Origin of the sequence: Pacificibacter marinus, assembly GCF_900109555.1 — a bacterium.
Taxonomy (GTDB): domain Bacteria; phylum Pseudomonadota; class Alphaproteobacteria; order Rhodobacterales; family Rhodobacteraceae; genus Celeribacter; species Celeribacter marinus_C.
On sequence record NZ_FNZV01000006.1, the window covers coordinates 144,223 to 169,707 of the forward strand.

25 protein-coding genes and 1 tRNA gene are annotated in these 25,485 nt (G+C 50.9%); 13 read left to right on the forward strand and 13 right to left on the reverse strand.

All coding sequences use genetic code 11. The annotated features are described in order from the left end of the window. Positions 1-22 precede the first annotated feature (22 nt). Positions 23-967, reverse strand: a complete 945-nt coding sequence (gene hemC, locus BM025_RS09575) for a hydroxymethylbilane synthase (RefSeq protein WP_085848285.1) — start codon at positions 965-967, stop codon at positions 23-25. 104 nt (positions 968-1,071) lie between these two features. On the opposite strand from hemC, the gene hemE reads away from it, so the two are divergent. Both hemE and BM025_RS09585 read left to right on the forward strand, forming a co-directional pair. After that, positions 1,072-2,106: a uroporphyrinogen decarboxylase gene (gene hemE / locus BM025_RS09580; RefSeq protein ID WP_085848436.1), complete on the forward strand. Its 1,035-nt coding sequence runs from the start codon at positions 1,072-1,074 to the stop codon at positions 2,104-2,106. Further along, entirely contained in the window at positions 2,103-2,603 is a 501-nt protein-coding gene (locus BM025_RS09585; RefSeq protein WP_085848284.1) for a GNAT family N-acetyltransferase, read from the forward strand. The genes hemE and BM025_RS09585 overlap by 4 nt, the downstream gene beginning before the upstream one ends. Before the next feature lie 259 nt (positions 2,604-2,862). On the opposite strand, the gene BM025_RS09590 is transcribed toward BM025_RS09585, so the two are convergent. The 4 genes from BM025_RS09590 to BM025_RS09610 form a co-directional block, all read right to left on the reverse strand. Next, positions 2,863-3,540: a glutathione S-transferase family protein gene (locus BM025_RS09590; RefSeq protein ID WP_085848283.1), complete on the reverse strand. Its 678-nt coding sequence runs from the start codon at positions 3,538-3,540 to the stop codon at positions 2,863-2,865. Between the two features lie 33 nt (positions 3,541-3,573). Further along, positions 3,574-4,437: a glutathione-dependent disulfide-bond oxidoreductase gene (gene yghU / locus BM025_RS09595; protein WP_085848282.1), complete on the reverse strand. Its 864-nt coding sequence runs from the start codon at positions 4,435-4,437 to the stop codon at positions 3,574-3,576. A gap of 14 nt (positions 4,438-4,451) precedes the next feature. Then, positions 4,452-5,102, reverse strand: coding sequence for a TetR/AcrR family transcriptional regulator (locus BM025_RS09600; protein ID WP_085848281.1), 651 nt, complete (start codon positions 5,100-5,102; stop codon positions 4,452-4,454). 283 nt (positions 5,103-5,385) lie between these two features. After that, positions 5,386-6,591 (reverse strand): multidrug effflux MFS transporter, encoded by a 1,206-nt coding sequence (locus tag BM025_RS09610; RefSeq protein WP_085848279.1) that lies wholly within the window; start codon positions 6,589-6,591, stop codon positions 5,386-5,388. Between the two features lie 318 nt (positions 6,592-6,909). Between BM025_RS09610 and BM025_RS09615 the strand changes: the two genes are divergently transcribed. Together BM025_RS09615 and BM025_RS18925 are read left to right on the forward strand one after the other, a co-directional pair. Next, a complete protein-coding gene (locus BM025_RS09615) occupies positions 6,910-7,323 on the forward strand; it encodes a plasmid partitioning protein RepB C-terminal domain-containing protein (RefSeq protein WP_280139345.1) in 414 nt (137 codons plus the stop codon). A 1,476-nt stretch (positions 7,324-8,799) separates the two neighbouring features. Beyond that, positions 8,800-8,988, forward strand: a complete 189-nt coding sequence (locus tag BM025_RS18925) for a hypothetical protein (protein ID WP_085848277.1) — start codon at positions 8,800-8,802, stop codon at positions 8,986-8,988. 141 nt (positions 8,989-9,129) lie between these two features. Here BM025_RS18925 and BM025_RS09625 read toward each other — a convergent pair. The 4 genes from BM025_RS09625 to BM025_RS09640 all read right to left on the reverse strand — a co-directional run bounded on the left by BM025_RS09625 (position 9,130) and on the right by BM025_RS09640 (position 12,930). Next, positions 9,130-9,206, reverse strand: a tRNA-Arg gene (locus BM025_RS09625). A gap of 87 nt (positions 9,207-9,293) precedes the next feature. Continuing rightward, on the reverse strand, positions 9,294-10,724 hold the full coding sequence (locus BM025_RS09630) for a sensor histidine kinase (RefSeq protein WP_085848276.1): 1,431 nt from the start codon (positions 10,722-10,724) through the stop codon (positions 9,294-9,296). 20 nt (positions 10,725-10,744) lie between these two features. Next, positions 10,745-12,166, reverse strand: coding sequence for a dihydrolipoyl dehydrogenase family protein (locus BM025_RS09635; RefSeq protein WP_085848435.1), 1,422 nt, complete (start codon positions 12,164-12,166; stop codon positions 10,745-10,747). Positions 12,167-12,168: 2 nt separating this feature from the next. Next, positions 12,169-12,930 (reverse strand): TVP38/TMEM64 family protein, encoded by a 762-nt coding sequence (locus BM025_RS09640; RefSeq protein WP_370738055.1) that lies wholly within the window; start codon positions 12,928-12,930, stop codon positions 12,169-12,171. 261 nt (positions 12,931-13,191) lie between these two features. On the opposite strand from BM025_RS09640, the gene rpmH reads away from it, so the two are divergent. The 9 genes from rpmH to BM025_RS09685 all read left to right on the forward strand — a co-directional run bounded on the left by rpmH (position 13,192) and on the right by BM025_RS09685 (position 20,612). After that, positions 13,192-13,326, forward strand: coding sequence for a 50S ribosomal protein L34 (gene rpmH / locus BM025_RS09645; RefSeq protein ID WP_085848275.1), 135 nt, complete (start codon positions 13,192-13,194; stop codon positions 13,324-13,326). 23 nt (positions 13,327-13,349) lie between these two features. Then, complete coding sequence (rnpA, locus tag BM025_RS09650; protein ID WP_085848274.1) at positions 13,350-13,826, forward strand: ribonuclease P protein component; 477 nt, start codon at positions 13,350-13,352, stop codon at positions 13,824-13,826. Continuing rightward, entirely contained in the window at positions 13,823-14,068 is a 246-nt protein-coding gene (gene yidD / locus BM025_RS09655) for a membrane protein insertion efficiency factor YidD (protein ID WP_085848273.1), read from the forward strand. The genes rnpA and yidD overlap by 4 nt, the downstream gene beginning before the upstream one ends. Positions 14,069-14,070: 2 nt before the next feature. Then, positions 14,071-14,952, forward strand: a complete 882-nt coding sequence (gene ttcA / locus BM025_RS09660; protein ID WP_085848272.1) for a tRNA 2-thiocytidine(32) synthetase TtcA — start codon at positions 14,071-14,073, stop codon at positions 14,950-14,952. 82 nt (positions 14,953-15,034) lie between these two features. Then, positions 15,035-16,567, forward strand: a complete 1,533-nt coding sequence (locus BM025_RS09665) for a putative bifunctional diguanylate cyclase/phosphodiesterase (protein ID WP_085848271.1) — start codon at positions 15,035-15,037, stop codon at positions 16,565-16,567. A gap of 101 nt (positions 16,568-16,668) precedes the next feature. After that, on the forward strand, positions 16,669-18,480 hold the full coding sequence (gene yidC, locus BM025_RS09670) for a membrane protein insertase YidC (protein WP_085848270.1): 1,812 nt from the start codon (positions 16,669-16,671) through the stop codon (positions 18,478-18,480). 17 nt (positions 18,481-18,497) lie between these two features. Then, positions 18,498-19,145 (forward strand): ribosome biogenesis GTP-binding protein YihA/YsxC, encoded by a 648-nt coding sequence (gene yihA / locus BM025_RS09675; protein ID WP_085848269.1) that lies wholly within the window; start codon positions 18,498-18,500, stop codon positions 19,143-19,145. Between the two features lie 67 nt (positions 19,146-19,212). Then, entirely contained in the window at positions 19,213-20,103 is an 891-nt protein-coding gene (argB, locus tag BM025_RS09680; RefSeq protein ID WP_085848268.1) for an acetylglutamate kinase, read from the forward strand. Further along, positions 20,103-20,612, forward strand: a complete 510-nt coding sequence (locus BM025_RS09685) for a SixA phosphatase family protein (protein ID WP_085848267.1) — start codon at positions 20,103-20,105, stop codon at positions 20,610-20,612. The genes argB and BM025_RS09685 overlap by 1 nt, the downstream gene beginning before the upstream one ends. A gap of 67 nt (positions 20,613-20,679) precedes the next feature. Here BM025_RS09685 and BM025_RS09690 read toward each other — a convergent pair whose 3' ends face one another. The 4 genes from BM025_RS09690 to BM025_RS09705 all read right to left on the reverse strand — a co-directional run bounded on the left by BM025_RS09690 (position 20,680) and on the right by BM025_RS09705 (position 25,186). Further along, positions 20,680-21,471, reverse strand: a complete 792-nt coding sequence (locus tag BM025_RS09690; protein WP_085848266.1) for an amino acid ABC transporter ATP-binding protein — start codon at positions 21,469-21,471, stop codon at positions 20,680-20,682. Between the two features lie 15 nt (positions 21,472-21,486). Further along, on the reverse strand, positions 21,487-22,791 hold the full coding sequence (locus BM025_RS09695) for an amino acid ABC transporter permease (protein WP_085848265.1): 1,305 nt from the start codon (positions 22,789-22,791) through the stop codon (positions 21,487-21,489). A gap of 1 nt (position 22,792) precedes the next feature. Further along, positions 22,793-24,013 (reverse strand): amino acid ABC transporter permease, encoded by a 1,221-nt coding sequence (locus BM025_RS09700; protein WP_085848264.1) that lies wholly within the window; start codon positions 24,011-24,013, stop codon positions 22,793-22,795. Positions 24,014-24,151: 138 nt separating this feature from the next. Continuing rightward, positions 24,152-25,186 (reverse strand): amino acid ABC transporter substrate-binding protein, encoded by a 1,035-nt coding sequence (locus tag BM025_RS09705; protein WP_085848263.1) that lies wholly within the window; start codon positions 25,184-25,186, stop codon positions 24,152-24,154. Positions 25,187-25,485 lie beyond the last annotated feature (299 nt).

Below are 25,485 nucleotides of genomic sequence, written 5' to 3' on the forward strand. Positions count from 1 at the left end.
AGAAACGTTGTTCAAGGCTGTGTTATCTCCAGTCGAAAAAATTATCCCCAGCCCGAGCCAAAAGGCGCTGCGCAAGAGTTTCGCCAAGCGCGGCCCCTTGGGCAATCGGACCACTGATAACATCAGACAAAGCTTCTGATCCATCCGTGCGCAACACTTCACCGCGCAGTGTAAGTGTATCACCTTCAAGCGTGGCAAGCCCTGCGATGGGGGTTTCACACGATCCATCAAGCGCCGCCAAGAACGCCCGCTCTGCCGCCAAACGGTGTCCCGTTGCTTCATGATGAATCGCTTTCAAAAGCGTAGCGGTATTGGCATCATCCAAACGTCGCTCGATCCCGATCGCACCTTGCGCCACCGCAGGCAACATATCATCTGGCGAAATTTCCGTGCGCGGCACATCCGCCGCATCAAGTCGGTTCAATCCGGCCATGGCCAAAAACGTCGCGGCAGCCACACCGTCTTTCAATTTTTTCAAACGGGTCTGCACATTGCCGCGAAATTCAACAACATTCAAATCGGGGCGGCGGTGCAAAAGCTGTGCTTTGCGGCGCAGTGACGAGGTGCCGACAACAGAACCAACGGGCAGGTCTTGCAGCGTGCCGCCGCTCAGTTGGATAAACGCATCACAGGGGTTTTCGCGCGGCAAGTAGCAATCTAAAATCAACCCTTCGGGTTGATCAACAGGCATATCTTTCATCGAATGCACGGCAATATCGATGTCTCCCGCAACAAGCTGTTCTTCGATTTCGCGCGTGAACAATCCTTTGCCACCGATCTCTTTGAGGGCACGGTCTTGCACACGATCCCCTTGGGTGGAAATCACCATCACCTCGAACGCCTCAATCGGCAAATCAAACGCCGCCATCAAGCGCGCACGGGTTTCATAAGCTTGAGCCAGCGCCAGCGGTGAACCACGGGTGCCGATTTTCAACGTACGGGCGGGGGTTGGAAGTGTATGTGTCATAGCCATGAAGTACCTGCGACACGAGCGCCTGACAAGCCATGGAATGCTTGACAAAACACCGCAGGCGCGTGACCAACGTCCAAGCAATTTTGGAAGGGCGGATCATGGCAGACAAAACAATCCTCAAGGCACTGCGCGGCGAAACTCAGGCTGTGCCTCCTATTTGGATGATGCGTCAGGCTGGGCGTTACCTCCCGGAATATCGGGCCACACGTGCCCAAGCCGGCGACTTTTTAAAGCTGTGTTACAATCCTGACTTGGCCGCTGAAGTCACATTGCAACCGATCCGTCGCTTTGGCTTTGATGCCGCTATTTTGTTTGCTGACATTTTGCTTTTGCCACAAGCCTTGGGCGCAGATCTTTGGTTTGTCACAGGAGAAGGCCCACGCCTGTCCACAATCACAAAGGAAGACGATTTCGCGCCTATGAAGAGCAAAGACGACATCCACACCGTGCTTGGCCCTGTGTATGAAACCGTGAAAATCCTGTCGCGCGAGCTACCAAAAGAAAGCACACTCATCGGCTTTGCTGGCGCGCCGTGGACCGTTGCAACCTATATGATCGCAGGGCGCGGCACACCCGACCAAGGCCCTGCGCATGCTTTGCGGATGGGCAACAATGAGTTGTTTGAGAAAGTCATTGATTTGCTGACGGTCAGCACCATCGAGTATTTAGACATGCAAATCCAAGCGGGTGCTGAGGTTGTCAAAATCTTTGACAGCTGGGCCGGTTCACTGAAAGGTGACGCATTCGAAAAGTACGCTGTTGCCCCTGCTCGCATCATCACGCAAGAACTGAAAAAACGCCATCCCGGCATTCCAATCATCGGGTTCCCACGCGAAGCAGGTGACGGCTATATCGGCTTTGCCAAAAAGACTGGCGTGGACTGTGTTGCGCTGGACAATTCCATTACGCCTGAATGGGGCGCCAAGCATGTGCAGGTCGATGGCTGTGTTCAGGGCAATCTGAAATCATCCCATATGGTGACAGGTGGCCAAGAGCTGATCGACGGCGTGCGTCATGTGCGCGATACCTTTGCCAAAGGCCCACATATTTTCAATCTTGGTCACGGCATCACTCCAGATGCAAACCCCGATAACGTTTCCTTGATGATCGAAACTTTGCGAGAGAACACATGATCAGAAACGCGCAAACATCAGACATGGACGCCATTGCCGCGCTGCAAGTCCAAAGTTGGCGCGCGGCCTACCAAGGCTTGCTATCAGACGACTATTTAGGCCAACCCGTCGTCGATGATTTGCGCGCCAAATGGGTGGGTATGGATGTGCCCAAAGACGATATTTTACTGGTACATGAAACCCATGGCACGGTGAATGGGTTCATCTATGTGATGTGCTCTCGGACGCCTGCCTACATAGACAATCTGCATGTATCGCCCGATCAAAAGCGATCTGGCATTGGCAAAGTCTTGATGCAAGAGGCAGCAAGGCGCTTGATAGCTCAAGGCGGCACATCTGTGTCGCTCACAGTGATCACTGACAACCTGCCTGCTGTGAACTTTTATGACAAGATGCGCGGTGAACGTGGCCCAGCACAAGATGAAAAGCTCTATGGAGACCCCGTCAAAACATACCCCGTGACATGGTATGACCTGCACGCCTTGGCCGGACAATAACCAAAACATATACCCCGCCGCGCCCACTATAAAAGCGCGAAAAGTGTCAAAGGCAGCCCCAAGAACTGTCGTAATCAGAGATATCGTATTTTACCAACAAACGTGGTTTTATAAGTGAGTGCTCCATATTTTATAGGCGTTGATTTCGGAACTGGCAGTGCCCGCGCTGGTGTAACCCCAGCATGACGCGGACGGCATCTTCGCTTGGATCACATGCCTTTTGGCGCCCCGAAGCTATCACCCCGGGGCGGACCAGATATTATACGTTGACGTAGTTGCTTGGAAAGAGTGCGCGCAGCGATGCCTCATCCCCGACAGCCTTGAAGGTTTCGCCCTGTCCAATCAACTGTGCTTTTTCTACAGCTGGGCGCGCATTGATAGCATCGAACCAACGTGCAACTTCGGGGAATTGCGCAAGGCCTTCGCCGCCTAACACACGCGCACCCCGTATTGCCCAACCCCATGCAGAAATATCGGCGATGGAATAGCTGTCACCCACGATGAATTCGCGGCCTTTCAGATGGTCGTTCAAGACCTGATAATGGCGTTCTGTTTCGCGCATAAACCGGTTCTTAGCATATGGAAGATCTTCTGGAGCCGCATAATGGAAGTGAACGTTTTGACCGGAAAATGGTCCAAGCCCAGATGCAATAAACAACAACCAAGACAGCATAGCGCCGCGATCTTCAGCTGCGCCACCCAACTTGCCAGTTTTATCGGCAAGGTACAGTAGGATTGCCGTGCTGTCGAAAACAACGGTGCCATCGTCATCAATCGCTGGCACTTTGCCATTGGGGTTGATCGCACGAAATTCTGGTGTGTGTTGTTTGCCTGCGGCGGTATCAACAGGCACCAATTCATACGGCAGATCAGTTTCGGCTAAAAAGAGCGCGATCTTCAACGGGTTTGGTGTTGGATGGTAGTAAAATTTCAACATTTCATAGTCCTATTGGTCTTAAGGAAAGACAGGTCACTCTGCCGTTTGTGCGATCTTGTCTTGAGTTTTCGTGTCAAAATCTGACGCATCATGACGTTCGTGAAGTTGCTCGTTGAGAGGCCCGCGTGTACGGTTCACAATGCGGCCACGTTGAACGGCTGGACGGGCAAGAATGTCATCTGCCCAACGGCGCAGGTTGACGTAGCTATCCACATCAAGGAACTCACCCGCATCATAGGCCTCACCCAGAACAAGATTGCCATACCAAGGCCACGTGAGCATGTCCGCAATCGTGTATTCGTCTCCGCCCAAAAACCGATTTTCGGCCAATTCTCGGTTCAACACATCCATTTGGCGCTTCGTTTCCATTGTGAAGCGGTTGATGGGGTATTCGAACTTTTCGGGTGCATAGGCATAAAAGTGACCAAAGCCGCCGCCCAGATATGGTGCAGAGCCCTGAAGCCAGAACACCCAGTTCATAATTTCAGTGCGTTGCGCAGTATCTGTAGGCAAAAAGGCCCCGAACTTTTCTGCGAGATACAGCAAAATTGAACCGCTCTCAAAAACGCGCGTGCCCGTATCATGGTCCATCAGAGCCGGAATTTTAGAATTCGGGTTCACGGCCACAAAACCGGATGAAAACTGATCTCCATCGCCAATCTTGATCAGATGTGCGTCATATTCGGCACCCGTTTTGCCAAGGGCCAGAAGCTCTTCCAGCATGATGGTGACTTTTTGACCATTAGGTGTGCCCATCGAGTAAAGCTGAAGCGGATGTTTCCCGACGGGCAGTTCCGCGTCAAAAGTAGCGCCCGCAACGGGCCGATTGGTCTTAGCCCAATCGCCGCCGCTTTCGGCATCCCATGTCCAGACCTTCGGGGGAGTGTAATCAGCCATTGCATGTATTCCTTTCAAGTGGGTGTGACGCCAAACGATGTGGCAGTTATGAGGTGAGGGTGATCTGGTGCGTTAAGCCGCAAAGTTTCGACATCCCCTGCTAATTCTTCGGCAAGAGCAGCGATATCGGTTTGCTCTATTCCTAAATGCAGTTCAAAACGCAGGGCCGCTATTGTACCTTGGAACCGCCGTGCCAAATGTGTGCAGTCGGCATGGTCCGGCAGTTCGCCTTCAGCCTTTGCACGTTCAAACGCATCCGCAAAAGCCTGACGGATATGACCGAGGTGAATTTTAGCTTGATCAGCAATTTTTGGTTCAGTTGACGTCGCATCCACCAGTGTTTTCGTCAGCATACAAACCTGACACGCGACATCTTCAGGGGCAAGGCGCGCAAACCCACGTATGTATTCAGCCAGTCCTGTCAGAGGTGAATTTGCCTGTTCCATATGTGCGCGAAACCGGTTTATGGACCGCTGAACGTACAAACCCAGTGCGAGAAGGTAGAGATTTTCTTTGTTACAAAAAGCGCTATAAATGCTCCCCGGCTTCATTTTGAGCGCGCATTCCAAGTCTTTGAGGGAGGTCGCGTGATAGCCTTTTTCCCAAAAAATGAGCATTGCTGCTTGCAACGCCTCGTCTCGGTCAAATTTTGCAGGCCGGCTCATAAGATATCTTTTCCAAAGGTCTCAAATTATCAGTATGAGTTAATGATCGATTACTCAACAACTTTCGAAGCCCCCACAAACTTATGATGTAAAAAGCGGATATAAAACTGTGGCACACAGATGAGCTGAACAGCCGCAAGATTTGTAAACGCCTTGAAGCCGCTCACCGCACTTAGCGTATTTGACCGCTTCACGCAGAACGCGCGCTTTGCAGAGTCTGGAATGCCATGCAATGAAAAGACCACAGGCACACCAAAACCGACATTTACACGCAGTTTTTGGATCAAGTTCGCTGTGGTAATTTCTGGGCGACAAAAGGACGATGCTTGGCGATCAACCACAACGTTGCGCAGGCAGTGCCTATAACAATCAGCAGTATGCCATAGTTGCGGATAAGATTGTGAGAGTTAGCAGAAACGATCTGCACGGCGCCAGCCCCCAAAAGGGTCCCGCTGAACTGGATCAGTGCCGCAGCCGATCCAGTATCTTTTGTTTGCTGATCTAACATCAAGTTCACGCCCGGCACACGCACAATGATAACACAAACGGTTGTCGTGGCAGCTACAGCAGCAAAGACCCAAAGGGAATACCCTCCAAAGAACAGCATCGCGATACCGCCAATGACGATCATAGCGAAGCATCCCAGAATGACTGACTGCACTTGGATGATACGAGACAACCGCAGATAAAGAAACGGCCCCAACGTGGCGCAAACGGCATTGAAAGCGAAAATGAAACTGAAGGTCTGCTCGGACATACCAAAGTCGTCGATATAAACATAGGCGGCGATGCCAAGGAAGGCCATCAAACACATAGGCACCAAAGAGAACAGCATGAGCAGGTAGGCGAAATGTGGGTTCTTCAACACCACGCCCAAGCGGCTCCATGATTTTAGGATAGGGGCTGTAGATTTATCCACGACAGTTTCATGATAAAGCGCGACGAGCCATCCTGCAAAACAGGCAAACACAGCAAGCACGATAAACATTGCATGCCAAGATGCCACTTTTAGCAAGAACGCCCCAAGAACTGGCCCGACCATTGGCGCGATAATGACCAGAGACATAACGGTCGCCATCATCCTCTCGCGCTCACGTCCGTCAAACATATCCTTGACGATAGAGGTGCCAACCACGGTAATTCCACCCCCCGCGAAACCTTGCACGATGCGAAAAGCGATTAGATGTTCAACACTATTAGCCAAAGCACATAAGAGACTGGACACGATATAAATTGCGAGAGCTGCAAAGAGTATTGGCTTGCGACCCATCCTTTCGCTCAACGGCCCCCAAAACAGCATGCCAACAGCAAAAGCGACCATATAGGCGCCAAGTGTTAGATTGATCATGCCATGGCTGGTCGCAAAAATTTCAGCCATTTGTGGCAACGCAGGAAGGTAGAGATCCATAGTCAGCGGGGGAAAAGCACCAAGAATGACCAATAAAAACAATGTTCCTCGCTTACCCAATTTTGGCTGTTCGATATTCATTTCAAAATGTCCTGTTTCGATGATCCGGCGAAAGCAAGGGGAATGGAAAATATATTACGCGCGGTAACGTCATTATTTGCCATATCTGAAGATGAATGACGACCCACAATTACTAAAGTGTTTTGAAAATAAAAGCTTAGCTTGCGATCATTTAGCCTTAGGGGGCAGGACCGCTTCCGGCTCCTCGCCTGTGATATGAACCCCAGACCTATGGCTACACTCGGCTGGGAGCCGTCATCTGCTGCGGCGGAGGCGAGCGCTTGGGGCGGCACGAAACCTTGACAGGTCCACATAACCTACAACAAGCGTATCAGCCGCTTGGCGACGATACAGGAACATAAGATGATACTGCATGCTTTAACGCTTGGTGTTCCAGAAGAACGTCTTGCCAGTGCGTTGAACGTCAACATTAAAACAATGCAGGAAAAGCGCCGCCTCTTAGATGGCAGTTGCGGCGAGGCGGCAGACTTACTCAAAGACAAGCAGGTCGCATTGACTGGTTTTCGGATTCTCAAGAAGATGAAACCACTACGTCAGATCGAAGCGACTCAGTTGATGGTCGCGATGAACAAGTATACGATCAACTACCCCTGTTCGTTGTTGGCTGCGACGCCAGAAAATCAGCCTATCGCCGGTGCGACACCTAAGAAAATCAAAGGTATATCCCGAGAACAACTCGAGCTCACGGAAACTGAGGCCGCAAACCTTGAGCGGGAGGTGTTCACGCCCTGAACTTGCCGTTAGACGAAATGCAAATTGGGGACCCGAACCCTTTAAGCGCGGGGACCGCAGGAGATGCCGCACTGTGGGGCGAATCAAGTGCGGTGTTGGGACGACGCGATCCCATTTGAACCCATCATGCCAGATCAAAAAATGGGTTCAGGCAACACCATCAAGACGGCCTGCAATGTATAGCTCAAATTCTATCGTAGCACGCTCATGGGTCTCTTCCGCAGCACGATCTATAATGGACCAGTTCTTTTCGACCTCACCCGCAAAATCGGACGCTTGGGATCACAACATTTTACGAGCATAGATACTGAGGTAGTCAGTTGCCAGAAACACATTCAAAGCGGGTACACATCCGAACTTTCACCGAAATGCTTCCGAAAAATGGGCCAAATTAAAATTATTGGTCCCTCTTAACATTGCGTCTTCCAGAGCGAACAACAGCATTTGAATTGTTAACCCGAACTCATTTTGCTCCTGCATGAACAAGCCGAAGCACCAAGATCGGGCGCTTCATCAGAGTTGGGCGTAACAGCCAGTCGCATACCGAGCACGCAACGGGTCACCGCATCGATCGCAAAATATAGCCAACGCCCGCCGCGTGACAAAGATGCAAGCTGTTCAGCAGACAAGCGATCTAACGCACCTTTATGACGAGAATGGCAATCAGATCAACATTCCACTCATCGTTCTCAATACGCTCCAATGGATAGCTCACATCGATTCCATCTACGAAAAGCATGAACTTGCGGTTGGCTGCCTCTACTCCATAACGTTGCGCGTGCGTCGTATATGTTCGGATCGCAACGATTGATGAACAATCGCAAGCCCTAAACGAATACAACGTCCCAACAGGATGAGGCCCAGTCCGTATTGCATTACCATATTGTTGAAAAACAGGACTTCGAATCTCAAAAAACTTATCCTTTCAAGGCCTTATCCAACCTGAAGGGGAGTTAAGTAATATCGTGCACCCAGGAAGATATGGATGAAGTAAATAATTTTTATTATCAAAATGTTAATGCATAAATATTCAATAATATTATGCACTTTTCTATGAAAAACGAAGCATGCGGTTTTCACAAAGCCCTCTCTTAGATTGGGGCATCACTCGCCGCAAAGGTCACCACGGGGCGCTGATCTCACTAGAAACCTTTGAGCGCGCCGAAACGGAACCAAAATGGTCCTGCCCGCACAGACATCAGCAGCGACTTCCCGCTGCGTGGCGCGGCGCTCTGCGCCGACTGTGACAAGCCACTGACGTCTCGCTGGTCGCGCAGTCATACGGCAAGCGCAATCCGTATTTCTGGTGCCGCACCAAAGGCTGCGAGAGCTTCCGCAAAAATATCCGCGCTGAAAAGGTCGATGTCGTGAAGGCCATGCTGACCCAAGCTTGTGCGCAACGTTTGACACAAGCCGATGCGATAAAAGCTGAGCTGACTCGTCAAATGGCAAACCGACAAACAACTCGACGCGCTGTTGGCCCGCATCGTTGAAACCAACAACTCCACCGTCATCGCTGCCTATGAGACGAAGATCACCAAGCTAGAGCAAGAAAAATTGGTTCCGATTGAAAAGCGGGAGAAAAAATCCACATCAAAGCGCACATCCGAGCAAATTTTCGAACTCGCGGTAAAATTCCTGTCAAACCCTTGGAATATATGGTAAATTATAGACCTAACACTCAAGAAAACAGTGCTCAGATTGGCATTTAAAGCCCCATTGACCTATGATCGCCAAAATGGATTTCTAACCCCGCAAACGTCTGTAATCTTTAGGCTTTTGGAGGGTTTTTACTGAAAAGTAAAATGGTGCACCCGAGAGGATTCGAACCTCTGACCCCCTGATTCGTAGTCAGGTACTCTATCCAGCTGAGCTACGGGTGCGCTCATGAGGGCGATTTACCGAGTGTGGCGGGGCGGCGCAAGGGGCCAATTGATCTTTTTGTAAAAAACTTTGTCACAAAATGAAATTTAGGCAGATTTTGATATCTGGTCACCTGCGTGCACGTCGGAAAAGCCTTTTGGTAAATGAATGGCAAACCGTGTGCCTGTCTTATCACTAAGCTCAAGAACAAGCCGCCCACCATGCCCGCGAATAAGTTCGGACGCGATAGCAAGCCCCAAGCCAAAGCCACCTTTGCGCGCGCCGCCGTGAAAGGGCTGAAACAAGTGCTCACGCGCCTTAGCGGGCAATCCAGGACCTGTGTCAGAGATATGAATGATCCATTCGTCGGCTTCATCCACACTGGACACGGCAATCTCACCTGGATTTCCGGTTGCCATGATGGCTTGGCGCGCGTTGCGCACAAGGTTTGAAATAACGCGGTACAGTTGTTCGTCGTCCGCACGCAACACCATGGTGGCGGGCACATCTTCTGCAAACGACAGATCGAAATCCATCACAGCAAGACGCTCACTTTCAATAACTTCAGCAACCAATTCAGCGATACGCACCCCTTTCAAGGCGGGGGCAGGCTCTTCGGCTTTACCAAACGCCAAAGTGGATTCGCATAGATTCACGGCACGGTGAATCGAGTTCACGAGCTTGGGGGCAGAGCGCATAACTGCAGGGTCTTGGGAGGCTTCAAGCCTGTCACTGAAAAGTTGCGCAGTGGTCAAAATATTGCGCAAATCATGGGACACCTTGGCGACAGCCCCACCAAGTTGCGCCAAACGTTCTTTTTGCCGCAAGGCCCCCGTGAGTTCTGTTTGCATGTCGCACAAAGCAATTTCAGCCTCGCGCAATTCAAGAACATGCGCAGACGGTTCAATAATGCGGCGGGCATCTTCGGGGGCTTGAGCATATGATGTCATCGCCCCCACGACACGCTTGATCGGCTTCACGATCAAAGCACGTACCGCGAAAAACAACAGAGCTGCCGTGAGAAAGGAAATGACAGCAGACAACATCAAAATTCGCATGCCGTAGTCAATCATCGCCATGCGCAAAGGTTGCGTCGAGAGCGTTACCTCAATCAAGAGGCCTGCCTGTTTTACAGGGTCGCCAATCACACGGATCACTTGGTCTTTAGGATCGAGCATAACAGTGATCGCGTCTTGGATCAGCTCCCACGCAGAAGCATCACGCAAATCATAGGTCGCAAAGATTTGCGCAGGAATCGGTGAGGACAGCACCAGTTGGCGGATCTCATTGCGCCGCAGCACCACGTTGTAAACGCCGGCATTGGCCAAAAGTTCGTCTTCCAGCCCCATATCAATGGTTTCATTAGCCAAAAGCGCGAGCGACGCGATTTGCGCTCGCTCAAGGCGCGACAGCAAAAAGTCTTCCCGAAAACGTGCAATCGAAGGCACGAAAATCATAACCTCTGCGGCCATCACAAAGATAACCGTAAGCATCAAGAACCGCCCTGTAAGCGTATTTAAGAACCGTGGCAGTTTCATAGACCCTCGACTGGGCCCCTTTATGGCAGGAACCGTTGAACCAGTTTCACAACTGTTTGGACACGCGGGTTGTCAAACAGCTTTGGTGTAAAATAGGAACCCGCAGCGCGCTTGTTAAGTTCCATCAATGTCGGATATGGCGCGACCACGCCAGCAATTTGTCCCATTTTTAGTCGAGAGGCTACCGCCAATGCCCAAAAGGATATCAATTCCCCAGCATCAGGCCCAACAATCGTCACCCCAACAGGGCGGTTTTTCACAACCATCACTTTAATAAATCCACCACCAGACGAGCGCCCTGTCGCGATAGCACGATCATTGCCAGAGATATCAGCGCGCGACACTGTCAGTTTCGCACCATGGGCCTTATGCGCTTCAGCTTCAGTCATCCCGATTTGGGCCAATTCAGGGTCAGTATACGTCGCACGCGGAATATGGTCCGACTGCGCCTTTGCAGGAAGGCCAAAAAGCATGGAGCGAATCAAAACACCCGCGTGATAGCCTGCAACATGGGTGAACTGCATCCCACCTGCGGCATCACCGATCGCATAAACACGCCTGTTCGATGACCGCAAAGAGGCATTCACCTTGACGCCCGCACGGTTGCGATTGATCTCGCCCTTTTCCAAATCCAGCTTATCTGTGTTGGCAACGCGCCCAACTGCAACCAATAGATCACTGCCTTTGACTTCAGAGCCATCTTTGAGCGTCAGCGTGATATCACCAGCACCGCCAGAGACAGTCACTACAGGCGCCTGCTCTAGAATTGCGACGTCTTCCGCACGCAGCGCCTCTTTCACCACCTGAGCCGCCTCGGGATCATCGCGGCCCAGCGCGTCCATAGCATCCAAAACTGTAACATCGCATCCCAAACGACGGTGAGCTTGCGCCATTTCCATGCCGATAGGTCCGCCACCCAAAACCAAAAGGTGCTTGGGGGCCGAGCGCTGCTGCCACAACGTTTCATTTGTCAAATACGGCACGCTCTCCAGCCCATCTATGGGTGGAATAAAGGCGCGCGAGCCTGTTGCAATCACAAAACGGCGGGCCGTGATTTCAGTGTCTCCAGCTTGTACAGTCGTCGGCGATGTGAACCGCGCAAACGCCCGTATCACAGTACAACCGAGGCTCTCAAACCGTTCTTGGCTGTCATGAGGAGCAATCGTGTTTATGGCCGATTGGACATGATCCATCGCAACTGCGTAGTCGACCTGCGGAGCAACTCCCGCAATCCCAGCCCCACCTTTGCGCATCAAATGCGCCTGTTTGCCTGCAGACAAAAGTGCCTTGGACGGCACACAGCCGTAGTTCAAACAATCGCCACCCATTTCTCCCGCTTCAATCAGCACCACCTTGGCGCCCATTTGAACGGCTCCAGACGCAACAGACAGCCCACCAGAGCCGCCACCGATCACGCAGATGTCCGTTTTAATTTTTTGCAGGGTCATTTCGTCACCTCCTCGGTGCGTTTGAAGCGCTTATAGAGCATCGGCAGTGCGGACAGGGCCGCAAGTCCAAGAATCGGGAACAACACTTGTGGTTCAAAAATCACCCCAAGATTGGGCGTCTCGCCACGCTCGAACACAGACCCAAGCCCAGCACCGACAGACGTAAACACCAATGTCCCCGGCACAATGCCAAGCCCCGTGGACACCACAAAGCGGTACAACGGGACACCCACAAACGCAGGCAACAGATTGGCGACAAAGAAGGGGACAATAGGTAGCAATCGAATAAGAAAAAGCATCGACCACTGATTTTCGTCAATACCATCTTTGAGACGCTTCAGACGCCCTGAGCCGGTGTCCATCTTAGCTGCAAGCCAAGCCCCAAGCCCCCAACGCGCGGCAAGAAACAAACAGCTCGCGCCAATCGTCGCCCCTGCAACGTTGAAAAACACGCCAGGGAAAACTCCAAACAAAAAGCCCCCAGACAAGGTCGCAATACTTGCGCCGGGCAATGAAAACGTAACGATGACAATATAACTTAGCACAAAAACAGCCACAGCGGCTCCATAGTGCGCATCACGATAGGCCAAAAGTTCCTCGCGGTGTTGCGCAAAGCTTTCGAAACTCAACGAGTCGCGAAATATAGCGGCCAATCCAACGGCCACTGCTACAAACAGCACGAGGGGCAAAAAGCGCGCAACCGTCCCTCTGGAAGTCACAATCGGGGCGGGGGCATTCAAGGGGCTAAAATCAGGCAAAGGCTTTCCTTTATGGGGCTTGTCTGGCAAAATGCTCAGGCTTTGCGCCATTGACCAGCGAAAATGCGCAATCTCACGTGGCAGTGAACATAGGTCAGCGGACCGTTATCAACTGTAATATTCCTGAGATTTGTTTTGCGAAATGCCGCGCAATCAATTGACAACCCCCCCACTCCTGCCTAAAGACTGCGCTTTGAACGTATACACGCCTTCGAATCCCCTTAAAGGATTTGGGCCAACCAAACCGATGGAGATGGAGCGATGAAACGCACCTTTCAACCGAGTAACCTCGTACGCAAACGCCGCCACGGTTTCCGTGCGCGCATGGCGACTAAAGCTGGTCGTAAAATTATCAACTCACGTCGTGCGCAAGGCCGGAAATCCTTGTCAGCGTAAAGTTGAGCCGAAAGGCTATGTGAATGACACCGCCGAATGCACCTATGGTTATGGCTCCTGCCGAAGCTAAAGGATCGCAATCGGTGGATTTGTCATGTCAAAACCATACGATTGTAACACTACAAAAGCGCGCAGACTTTCTGCGGGCTGCGCGTGCGCGTCGCCAAGGCACATCAAGCCTTTTGCTTCAAGGTCGCATGCGGGCAGCCGATGAACCTAAAGACGGCATTCGTGTCGGCTACACGTGTTCCAAAAAGGTTGGCAATGCGGTCAAACGCAACCATGCCAAACGCCGGTTACGCGAAGCGGCCCGTGCCGTAATCAGTGAATTTGGGCGCGAAGGTTGGGACTATGTGCTGATCGGCAAAGCTGGTGACACAAGCGCCCGCCCCTACCATCTCCTCCTAAAAGATCTGCGATATGCGCTGCGCAAAGTCCACGGCGTCTCAGAAAAACCTAGTGGGCCTCAACCAAATCGGCCACAAGAGGGACAGAAATGACTCCTCTCGCAGTGCTCGTGTCTCTGCCCGTCCGCGCCTATCGGATGATTTTTAGTGCATGGGTTGGATATAATTGCCGATACCAGCCCACTTGCAGCGCTTATGCTTTGGAAGCTCTTGACAAGCATGGCGCACTAAAAGGCTCATATCTGGCGGCACGCCGTATTGGTCGCTGCCATCCGCTGGGCAAAAGTGGCTACGACCCTGTGCCCGAGGCTAAACCAAAAAAGACCGAGGATTAGGCGTGTTGGACGATCTTGATGACATCCACCCACTGTTTCACGGTGCGCCTTCAACAACCGAATTTAAAAAGCTGCGCAAACGCATCGTGCGCAATGTGCGCGAAGCTGTCGAACAATACGGCATGGTGGAACGCGGCGCGAAATGGCTAGTGTGCATGTCTGGCGGCAAAGACAGCTATACACTTTTAGCGATTCTGCATGAGCTACAATGGCGCGGCTTACTGCCTGTCGAGCTCTTGGCCTGTAATCTAGACCAAGGTCAGCCTGGATTTCCTGCAACTGTACTGCCTGAGTTTCTTAAGAAAATGGCAGTACCGCACCGAATCGAATACAAAGACACGTATTCCATCGTCACTGATAAAGTACCTGCTGGGCGCACCTACTGTGCGCTGTGTTCACGTTTGCGCCGCGCGAATCTATACAGAGTTGCCCGCGAAGAAGGTTGCACAGCCGTTGTGCTTGGCCACCATCGTGATGACATCTTAGAAACCTTTTTCATGAACCTGTTTCACGGTGGGCGCCTTGCCACTATGCCACCGAAACTGGTCAATGAAGAAGGCGACTTATTTCTCTATCGTCCTTTAGCACATGCCGCCGAAGCTGACTGTGAAAAATTTGCAAAATCAATGAATTACCCCATAATTCCCTGTGATCTATGTGGCTCTCAAGATGGGCTTCAACGCCAGCAAGTCAAACAGATTTTGGATGGATGGGAAAAGAACAGCCCCGGCCGACGTCAAATTATGTTCAAAGCCCTCACCAATATCCGGCCATCGCATATGCTCGATCCAAAGCTGCATGATTTCATTGGGCTTCTCACGTCTTCCCCGGATGGCAAGATGGAAAATACGGACAATTCGATGGAAATCCCGAAACTGCGTTAACGGAGCAGCCACTAAATTGGCGATACTTTGACAGTGAACTGCGCGCCAATGCACGCCACCACTGATTTAGGACGCCGATCATATGCCAGATGATATTTCTGCCACGCGACGCCGCTTACAAAATCTATTATCAGGGCATCAAACGCTCGCGTTCTTTCCAGCAATCTGTTTGGGCGCTTTTTGGGTGGGCGGCGAGCCGGCTCTTATTGTGGCGGCGCTTGGACTTCCCGTATTTTTTGCCTTCATTCAAGGCACAGCCAAACACCTTCCCAAACAAACAGGGGCAGACGCGATAACTGGCCTGCCGCTTCGCACAGCAGTGATAGACACCATCGATCAAGTCATTGACAACCAATCCACCACGGGACGCACGACAGCGTGTCTCGCCGTAGAGATTGACGGATTTCACAGCATTGAAACCAGTTTTGGGCCTGCCGCGGCCGAAGTGATTTTAAAATCCTCCGCGCGCAGAATTCTTGATATTATGCGCGACCTCGACGTTGTTGCACGCCTTGACGGCCCTCGTTTTACAATTGCTTTAGCGCCGATGCACCGCACAGATTTGGAAACGTTGATTCAGCTATCTTCGCGCATTCAAGCCACTCTGTCAGAACCGCTCTCTGTTGACGCTACAAAAATTTATGTATCTGCAAGTATTGGGTTTTGCCTGCCTGCTCGCGCACCTGGTCAGTCAGGTGCAGCCTTTCTTGATGCTGCCGAAGCTGCGCTCGCTGATGCGAAATCAAACGGGGCAGGTTCAATCCGTGCTTTTACACCGGGGACCACTCAAACGACCCTAGATCGCAGCACGATACAGGCAGACGTTGGGGATGCTCTCGAAAACGGGCAAATTATACCTTGGTTTCAACCTCAAATTTCAACCGATACAGGTGCTATTTCGGGTATGGAAGCTCTTGCTCGTTGGGTTCATCCAAAAAAAGGTGTGATTCCCCCAGCGAATTTCCTACCCGCGATTGAGGAAAATGGCCTTATCGAACGCCTTGGTGAAATTATTTTATATCACTCATTTTCAGCTCTCCAAACCTGGGACGAGGCAGGTTTTAATATTCCAACGATATCAGTAAATTTTTCGGCAACCGAACTGTCTAATCCGAAATTAGTGGACAAAATTCGCTGGGAGCTTGATCGGTTTGAATTCGAACCATCTCGTCTGACTATTGAAATTTTAGAAAACGTGATTGCCTCTTCTGACAATGACACTATCACACGCAACATAGCGGCGCTCAGTCAACTTGGCTGCGGAATCGACCTAGATGATTTCGGCACAGGCCACGCATCTATCGCAAATATTCGCCGCTTTGCTGTAAAGCGGATCAAAATCGACAAGTCATATGTGAAGCGCTGTGATGTTGATCGAAACCAACAAGATATGTTGGCTGCCATCCTGACCATGGCAGAACGTATCAATCTTCAGACCCTCACAGAGGGCGTCGAAACCGTGGGAGAACATGCAATGCTGTCCCAATTGGGGTGTGGTCACGTGCAGGGTTTCTCTATTTCGCGACCACTAGCTTTTGACCTCACACTGAATTGGATGGACGCCCACCGCAAAAAACTGGCCCAAACACCCAAAATCGGTCGTAAAGCCAGCTAGTCACTTTTCACCTTTCCCTAGGAAAAACTTCGAATCTGCTTGACCTTCGGCGCTTGGAGAGGTTGAACCACCACTACCAATTCAACAATCAGGCGACCGTGATGGATGATCAAAATAAGAACCTGATCCTGGCTGTAGTGCTCAGCGGGATCGTGTTGCTGGGGTGGCAGGTTTTCTTTCCTGCTCAAGAACCAGCAACATCTGTAACATTGACGACACCAGCCGCTACAAGCGACGGCACGGTCGCTATTACCCCGCCCCTCGCGCAGGGCGGCGATATAGCGATTGAAGCAAATACGCTTTCAACGGCCTCAGCGCCACAAGCACCACGCGTGTCTATAGACACTGATCGCCTGAAAGGTTCAATTTCTTTGGTCGGCGGGCGGATCGATGACCTATCACTCAAAGATTACACGGTCGACATCGATAGCGACGAAATCGTCACACTGTTGACACCCGTAGGGACAGAAACGCCATACTACGCTGTTTACGGCTGGGCCCCAGGCGGCAATCTAGGACAAGACGATGTCCCAGGAGCCAATACGATTTGGTCAGTCGAAACTGGTGATGTACTGACGGTCTCAACCCCAGTCACGTTAACTTGGGATAATGACAAAGGCTTAACCTTTCGTCGCACAATTTCCATCGACAAAGATTACCTATTCTCTATCACTCAATCCGTCCAAAACGATGGAACGGATGCCGCACGCCTTGCTGCCTACGGTATAGTCGCGCGTCACGGCACTCCTGACGTTTCAAAATATTTCGTGCTCCACGAAGGTCTTGTGCGCCAAACTGATAAAGACCTTGAAGAAGCAAACTATAAAGACATCGCAAAGTACGATTTCGATGCACGCGAAGGTGCCCAAGTCGAAATCGCGCAAGTCGAAGAAAACGGATGGGTTGGCTTTACAGACAAAAACTGGATGACCACACTTGTGCCTCAGCCAGGTCAGCCCTTTACCTCTGTTGTAAAGTTCGTTCAAACTGCGGAAATCTACCAAGTTGAATCGCGTTTGCCGGCACAGGTTGTTGAACCGGGCTCCTCCGCTGAAAACACAACGTATCTCTTTGCAGGCGCAAAAGAATGGGAAGCCATCAAAGGCTACCAAGATGACAAAGGGTTTTACCGCTTCATCTACTCCATCGACTGGGGTATCTTCTTTTTCTTCACACAACCCATCTTCCGCTTGCTTCATGCACTCAATGGTCTGATCGGCAATATGGGCTGGTCCATCATCGCCCTGACGATTTTGATCAAAGGCATCATGTTCCCGCTCGCCTACAAATCTTACGTGTCCATGGCCCGCATGAAAGAGCTGCAGCCTGAAATGGAAAAGATGAAAGAGGCCGCTGGCGATGACCGCGAGAAGCTTCAAAAAGGCATGATGGAACTTTACAAGAAGAACAAAGTGAATCCCGCTTCCGGTTGTTTACCTTTGATCCTTCAAATTCCTGTGTTTTTCTCTCTCTACAAGGTTATTTTCGTCACCATCGAACTGCGCCATGCTCCTTGGATCAGTTGGATTCGTGACTTGTCAGCCCCAGACCCAAGTTCAATTCTGAACCTCTTCGGCCTGCTGTCGTTTGCCCCACCAGACCCCAATTCTATATTTGCGATTGCCAGCCTTGGTATATTGCCAATTCTATTGGGCATCTCAATGTGGCTACAACAAAAGCTAAATCCGGCCCCCACAGATGCAGCACAAGCTATGATTTTTGCTTGGATGCCTTGGGTGTTCATGTTCATGCTGGGCAGCTTTGCTTCGGGTCTCGTCCTCTACTGGATTTCAAACAACACCATCACGTTTATTCAGCAATATCTCATCATGCGCAGCCACGGTCACAAACCGGATCTCTTTGGAAACATACTTAGATCCCTGCGCCTCAAGAAAAAGGAAGGTTCGGCCTAAGGGCCGTATCACCCAATATGAAGCTAACATTTCCCATTGCGGAACCAGACGCGGCGGCCCTTGAAAAGGGTCGCCTCCTCTTTTCAGGCGAAACTGATTTTGTAAAAGGCGTCGTCGCCATGGACGGCATGCCGCCAGACGACCGAATCGAAATTTGCTTTGCAGGTCGCTCAAACGTGGGCAAATCAACACTGATCAATGCGCTCACAGGACGCAAAGCTTTGGCGCGTGCGTCCAATACGCCAGGCCGAACACAAGAGATCAACTTTTTCACCTGCGCAGACAGCCATTATGTCGTCGATTTACCGGGCTATGGATTTGCCAAAGCGCCAAAAGACACAGTGGCCAAATGGCAGCGCTTGCTCAAGGCCTACCTGTCAGGCCGCGCAACTCTGCGCCGAGCCTTTGTCTTGATCGACAGTCGTCATGGCGTAAAAGCCGTTGACGAAGAAATCATGAGCTTGCTTGATCGCTCAGCTGTCACTTTTCAAGTCGTGATGACCAAAGCAGATAAAGTCAAAGACGCCGAGCGCGAAAAGAATTTGGCCCAAACTCGTGAAGCCGTTTCCAAGCATCCTGCCGCCTACCCAGAGATCATCGTGACATCTTCTGAAAAAGGTTGGGGGGTTGACGTGCTACGCGCGGTGATCTCAACTTTGGAATAACACTTTTATTACGGCATACAGGGTTGATATGCATCGTCAGCCTCACACATTCCCCGGACCCCAAGCCATGAAGAAACAAGACATGAATAGAGATTGGATCGCAACCGCACGCACATTGTCCCAAGCCCTGCCCTATTTGCAGCGCTACGAAGGCGCGACTGTCGTGATTAAACTTGGCGGCCATGCCATGGGCTCTGACGAGGCAATGGAAAGCTTTGCGCGCGATGTCGTTTTGATGCAGCAAGTGGGCGTTAAGCCCGTTGTCGTGCACGGTGGCGGGCCAATGATCAATAAGATGTTGGCAGATTTGAATATCGAATCCGAATTCGTGAATGGTAAACGCGTGACGGACCTTGCCACCGTCGAAATCGTCGAAATGGTTTTGTCTGGCTTGGTCAATAAGCGCATCGTGCAAGCGATCAATAGTCAAGGGGGCCGCGCGGTCGGCATTTCAGGCAAGGACGCGAACTTGATGGTCTGCGAGCAAACTGACCCGACGCTTGGGTTTGTCGGAACGCCGGTTGATATGAACCCTGCCATCATTGCAGAATTGGGTCGTGAGGGCCTTATCCCCGTCATCGCACCAGTTGGTGCAGGCCGCAATGGCGAAACATTTAACGTCAACGGCGACACAGCTGCGGGTGCTATCGCTGGTGCGCTCAAAGCGGATCGCCTGCTGTTGCTCACAGATGTGTCGGGCGTCAAGGGTGCAGATGGCGAGGTGTTAACCTCATTAAACTCCGATATGATCCGGTCATTGACCAAAGAGGGCGTGATCGCGGGCGGGATGATCCCAAAAACTGAGACCGCGCTCGATGCACTGCGAGACGGCGTCAGAGCTGTTGTGATCTTGGATGGGCGTGCCCCCAATGCCTGCCTGCTTGAGCTTTATACAGAGCATGGCGCGGGCTCGTTAATCCGCGATTCTGAACAAAATAACTCAACGAAAGATATTTAATGGGCTTGCGCCTTATCCTCGCACGCCATGCAAAATCAAGCTGGGGCGACCCCTTGCTTGAGGATATAGATCGCGACCTCAATACCCGCGGCACAAACGATGCAATACTGATTGGGCAGTGGCTTGCCACAAATGGCTACTGTCCGGACGAAGCACTCGTTTCAGCCGCCTGCAGAACACAGCAGACGTGGTCATCAATCAAAACTACAACCACGCTGGATACAACCAAAGTCGCGATACACGACGGGCTTTACCTTGCCTCCAGCGACCAAATTTTACATCATATACGGCAAGCGACAGGCAATACGGTCCTTGTGATTGCGCATAATCCGGGGATCGGCGATTTCGCGACGCGATTTGCCAAAGTCGCAACCACACATAGCGATTTCGCCCGCTATCCAACCTGTGCAACCACAGTTTTTGATGTCAAAGCGTCCTCATGGTCCGATGTGAAATTTGGTGAGAACCCTATTTTAAACTTCTGTGTCCCGCGCGAGCTTCGTCCATAAAAGAGATATACATCAGCTGATGCAAAAGGCGCCCTGAGGCGCCTTTTCATTAACATTTTGAACTGCTTTAGTGACCCAAAATTTGGCTCAGGAACAATTTTGTCCGTTCGGATTTCGGGTTGTTAAAGAACTCTTCTGGCTCGTTTTGCTCAACAATTTGACCTTGGTCCATAAAGATCACGCGGTCGGCCACTTGACGTGCAAAGCCCATTTCATGGGTCACACAGAGCATGGTCATGCCTTCTTCCGCAAGCGTGACCATGGTGTCGAGCACCTCTTTGATCATCTCAGGATCAAGCGCTGACGTGGGTTCATCGAACAACATGATACGCGGTTGCATACACAAAGAGCGCGCGATCGCCACACGTTGCTGCTGGCCACCAGACAGCATGCCGGGGTACTTGTTCGCTTGATCAGGGATTTTCACCTTTTCAAGAAAGTGCATTGCCAGTTCTTCGGCTTCTTTCTTGGGCGTTTTGCGCACCCACATTGGGGCCAAAGTACAGTTTTCCAAAATGGTCAGATGTGGAAACAAGTTGAAGTGTTGAAAGCACATGCCAACTTCTGAACGAATCTTATCGATGTTTTTAAGGTCTGATGACAGCTCAGTACCATCGACAATAATTTGGCCTTTTTGGTGCTCTTCCAAACGATTGATACAGCGGATCATCGTGGATTTTCCAGAGCCAGAAGGCCCCGCAATCACAATGCGCTCACCACGTTGAACCGTAAGGTTGATGTCACGCAACACATGGAAATCACCGTACCATTTGTTCATGTTGGTAATCTGGATCGCCACCTCATCAGAGACGTTCATTTTGCTTCGGTCGACAACGCGGTCTTGAATTTCAGCAGACATAGATAGTCTCCTTTCTTAGTGATGATCGGTGCGAAGCTTGCGCTCCAGCCACTGTGAATATCGGGACATTGAGAAACAGCATACCCAAAAGATAAGTCCGATAAAGATGTAGAGTTCCCAAGTGATCCCGTTCCATGCCGAGTTGGCCCTGATGGCTTGCGCGGCGGCAAGCATGTCAAAAATACCAATGAAGAATACAAGCGTTGTATCTTTGAACAGACCAATGAAGGTGTTCACAATCCCTGGGATCGAAATCTTCAAGGCTTGCGGCATAATGATTAATCTTTGAGCTTGCCAGTAATCTAAGCCTAAAGCATCAGCAGCTTCGTACTGACCTTTCGGCAAAGCCGCCAAGCCTCCACGGATCACTTCCGCCATGTAAGCAGACGAGAACAACGTTACCATGACGATCACACGCAGGGTCAAATCGAATACAACGTCTGGTGGCAAAAAGTAGTTGAGCAAGAGCGACGCTGTGAAAAGCAACGTGATCAACGGAACGCCACGGAAGAACTCGATAAAGCCGATACACATAGCTTTGACCAACGGTAAATCCGACTGACGCCCCAGCGCCAACACGATGCCAATTGGCAAAGATAGGGCAATGCCTGACACGCCGATAATCATCGAGATCACAAAGCCACCAAGTTCACGGCTTTGAATTTCTCGCAAAGCAAAAAGAGGCACCGTGTCGTTCAGAACGCCGACGATTGCGGGACCGATTAAGAACCACCAGAGTAGCGCAATAGCGACCCCCACAAGCGTTGAAAGCCCCGACCCCATGTAACGCCCTGCGCCGATAGTTGCAAAATATGCAACCACAAATCCCATTGCGATAGACAGCGGTCCCCACAAGGAACCACCCCAGATCAACCACACCATCAAGAAAGGGTACGCGGCAGTGAGCCACAACAGTTTGCGTGGTAAGGCGTCAAACAGAACAGGCAAAACGGCAATGATCAGCAGAACAAAAGCGATATGGGTGCGCCAATATTCGCTGGATGGAAAAAAGGTGCCATAGAAAATCTGCTGCCAACGTTCATTGATCACGCCCCAACATGCCGCATGTCGACCGCTCAAAATCTCGCGACATTCTTGCAGTGAGTTCGCGTCCCAAACACCACCGAAAATCCAAGGCAGCGCCCCTCTGAGCAACGAATAAATCAGCACGATAGACACAAGTGTCAAAGCCGTGTTGAGCCAGTTAGAAAACAGGTTGTCTCGAATCCATTTAGACATGCCAACCTGCCCGCGTGGGGCTGGTTGTTGGTCCAACATGTTGTCGCGCACAAATGCGATGGTCGTATTTTGATTACTCATCTTAGCGCTCCTTCAGTTTCATGGATTTGTTGTAGACGTTCATACCGGTTGAAATCACAAGAGATACGATGAGGTAGATCAGCATCATCAACAGCATGCTTTCAAGTTCTCGACCCGTGTTGTTCATCGTCGTGCCACCAAGCGTGGCACGTAGATCTTGATAGCCAACGGCAAGAGCGAGCGATGAGTTTTTCGTAAGGTTCAAGAACTGCGAAATCAGCGGGGGAATGATCACCCGCAGCGCTTGCGGCAAAATCACAAGGTTCATGGTGCGCGAAGGGCGAATGCCAAGTGCCGCGGCTGCCTCGCTTTGTCCTTTTGAAATCGCCAGAATACCAGAGCGAACAATCTCGGCGATAAAGGACCCCGTGTAGACAGACAAAGCCAACCAAAGTGCCAAAAATGAGTTACTGAGCTCAAATCCACCCTTAAAGTTAAATCCTGTTAAAACAGGGAAATTCAATCCAATGGGACGTCCCAGAATGAAAAACACCAACAAGGACGGTACAAAAAAGATCGCGATTTTGATCCAAAAATTTGGCAGAATTTGACCTGTCGCTTCGAACCGGCGTTTGGCCCATCGACCAAAGGCCCAGATGCCCAAAAGTGACAATAAGAATGTGATGACGACAAATGCAGACCCCGCGCCCCAGTCAGGAGACGGAATATACGTGCCACGGCCCGTCACTGCGATACTGTCCCACAGCCACATTGATGCGTCAGGGTTTTCACCTCTAAACGATTTGGGTTGTGGTAAAGTTTCGGTCAGCACAGCCATTGTTGCGATGATCCAGATCACCACGGGGATGTTGCGGAACGTTTCCACGTAGACAGTCATGATTTTTGCGATCAGCCAGTTTTTTGACAAGCGCAAAACGCCCGCCGTTACCCCGATGATCGTCGCAAGGATACAGCCCAAAAATGCTACGAAAAGTGTGTTGAGCAACCCGACCATTGCGGCGCGAAAGTTAGATGATGTTGAATCATACTCGATCAAGCGCTGTTTGATGTCATAGTTAGCTGGATTTTTAAGAAACCCAAAATCGATTTCCTTGCCTAAACTTGCAAGATTGCTTTTCACGTTCATCACCAAGAAAAGCGCGATAAACATAAAGGCGATAAACGCAATAACTTGGATCGTTATGGATCGGTATCGCGTGTCGTAAAGCAGTTGACTGATGTGAAATCCATCGGCCTTTGGTGGGTCTATCATTGTCGTCATTGTAGACTGTCCCCCATGTCCCCGTTTGTAACGCAAAATTCGACAGGATTACGCCCCATCGTTTGGTTACTTTGTTTTTGATCGTGCCTAGATATGAAAAGGGCGCGGAGTGAACCGCGCCCTTAAGAGTGCTAAAACCTAGCGGAAGGGTGGGGAGTAGATGAGACCACCTTCGGTCCAAAGCGCGTTCAAGCCACGTGCAAGGCCAACTGGTGTACTTTCACCAATGTTCGCTTCGAAAGATTCGCCGTAGTTGCCCACTTTAGTGATGATGTTCAGACCAAAGTCGTTTGGCAGACCAAGCATCGCGCCAAGTTCACCTTCGCCACCGAGCAAACGGTTGATTTCAGGGTTCTCAGTGCCGTTAGCAGCCATGTCAGCTGCATTTGCAGATGTCACACCAAGCTCTTCAGCAGAAACCATTGCGTTAAGTGTCCAACGTACAACGTCGCCCCATTCAGAGTCGCCGTGGCGTACAAGCGGGCCGAGTGGCTCTTTGGAGATGATTTCAGGCAAAACAACATAGTCGTTTGGCGTTTCAAAAGACGCACGGGATGCAGCAAGTGCAGACGCGTCAGTTGTGTACACATCACATGCGCCAGCCAAAAACTGGTTTTGTGCTTCTGTGAAGCTTTCCACTGGAACGGGCTCATAGTCCAAGCCGTTTACACGGAAGAAGTCCGCGAGGTTCAGCTCGGTTGTTGTACCTGTTTCAATACAAACAGTCGCGCCAGACAGTTCTTTTGCAGACGAAACGCCTAGGTCTTTTGGAACCATAAAGCCCTGACCATCGTAGTAGTTTACGCCAGTGAATTCGAGTTTGAGATCGACATCGCGTGAGAATGTCCATGTTGTGTTACGTGCCAACATGTCAACTTCGCCAGAAGACAGCGCTGTGAAACGCACAGCAGATGTCAGCGGTGTGTATTCAACTTTTTCTGGATCGCCGAAAATCGCAGCGGCAACAGCGCGGCAAAGATCTACGTCAAAGCCTTTCCAAACGCCATTCGCGTCTGGGGCAGCAAAACCCGGTGTACCTGGGTTCACGCCACACTTAAGTGCACCGTGCTCTTTGACCGCAGCCAAAGTAGATGAGCCAGAGTCTTGAGCCATAGCACCGCTTGCCACGAGACCGGCAGCAGCCAAAGCGCTTAGAAATACAGTTTTTTTCATTTTTACCTCTTCCTGATCATGCGTTGTTTACAACGCTTGTCCGATCATTTGTTGACCGGTGAATTGGATGAATGGCGCATATGCGCCCTCACTATGTTAAGATGAGAGCATTCATCACATATCGTCAAGTCCATGATCAAGATTTCGCATACTTAAGAGGCGGCAGCACAATTCATAAGCATACGATAACACCGACACTAACTGATGCTATTTTAGCATCAGTTAGTGTCGGTTCTATGTATACAGGGGCTACGCGGGTGATTTTATTCAATTTCACCGCATGAATAGGCCGTGAAAAC

Excerpts from the sequence above, each read along its gene's own strand:
- BM025_RS09705 (WP_085848263.1), bottom strand. The coding sequence starts at position 25,186 with ATGAAAAAAACTGTATTTCTAAGCGCTTTGGCTGCTGCCGGTCTCGTG.
- BM025_RS09700 (WP_085848264.1), bottom strand. The coding sequence starts at position 24,013 with ATGACGACAATGATAGACCCACCAAAGGCCGATGGATTTCACATCAGT.
- BM025_RS09690 (WP_085848266.1), bottom strand. The coding sequence starts at position 21,471 with ATGTCTGCTGAAATTCAAGACCGCGTTGTCGACCGAAGCAAAATGAAC.
- rpmH (WP_085848275.1), top strand. The coding sequence starts at position 13,192 with ATGAAACGCACCTTTCAACCGAGTAACCTCGTACGCAAACGCCGCCAC.
- yihA (WP_085848269.1), top strand. The coding sequence starts at position 18,498 with ATGAAGCTAACATTTCCCATTGCGGAACCAGACGCGGCGGCCCTTGAA.
- BM025_RS09610 (WP_085848279.1), bottom strand. The coding sequence starts at position 6,591 with ATGAATATCGAACAGCCAAAATTGGGTAAGCGAGGAACATTGTTTTTA.
- BM025_RS09630 (WP_085848276.1), bottom strand. The coding sequence starts at position 10,724 with ATGAAACTGCCACGGTTCTTAAATACGCTTACAGGGCGGTTCTTGATG.
- BM025_RS09600 (WP_085848281.1), bottom strand. The coding sequence starts at position 5,102 with ATGAGCCGGCCTGCAAAATTTGACCGAGACGAGGCGTTGCAAGCAGCA.
- rnpA (WP_085848274.1), top strand. The coding sequence starts at position 13,350 with ATGACACCGCCGAATGCACCTATGGTTATGGCTCCTGCCGAAGCTAAA.
- argB (WP_085848268.1), top strand. The coding sequence starts at position 19,213 with ATGAAGAAACAAGACATGAATAGAGATTGGATCGCAACCGCACGCACA.
- BM025_RS09685 (WP_085848267.1), top strand. The coding sequence starts at position 20,103 with ATGGGCTTGCGCCTTATCCTCGCACGCCATGCAAAATCAAGCTGGGGC.
- yidD (WP_085848273.1), top strand. The coding sequence starts at position 13,823 with ATGACTCCTCTCGCAGTGCTCGTGTCTCTGCCCGTCCGCGCCTATCGG.
- BM025_RS09665 (WP_085848271.1), top strand. The coding sequence starts at position 15,035 with ATGCCAGATGATATTTCTGCCACGCGACGCCGCTTACAAAATCTATTA.
- yghU (WP_085848282.1), bottom strand. The coding sequence starts at position 4,437 with ATGGCTGATTACACTCCCCCGAAGGTCTGGACATGGGATGCCGAAAGC.
- hemC (WP_085848285.1), bottom strand. The coding sequence starts at position 967 with ATGACACATACACTTCCAACCCCCGCCCGTACGTTGAAAATCGGCACC.
- BM025_RS09590 (WP_085848283.1), bottom strand. The coding sequence starts at position 3,540 with ATGTTGAAATTTTACTACCATCCAACACCAAACCCGTTGAAGATCGCG.
- yidC (WP_085848270.1), top strand. The coding sequence starts at position 16,669 with ATGGATGATCAAAATAAGAACCTGATCCTGGCTGTAGTGCTCAGCGGG.
- BM025_RS09695 (WP_085848265.1), bottom strand. The coding sequence starts at position 22,791 with ATGAGTAATCAAAATACGACCATCGCATTTGTGCGCGACAACATGTTG.
- BM025_RS09585 (WP_085848284.1), top strand. The coding sequence starts at position 2,103 with ATGATCAGAAACGCGCAAACATCAGACATGGACGCCATTGCCGCGCTG.
- hemE (WP_085848436.1), top strand. The coding sequence starts at position 1,072 with ATGGCAGACAAAACAATCCTCAAGGCACTGCGCGGCGAAACTCAGGCT.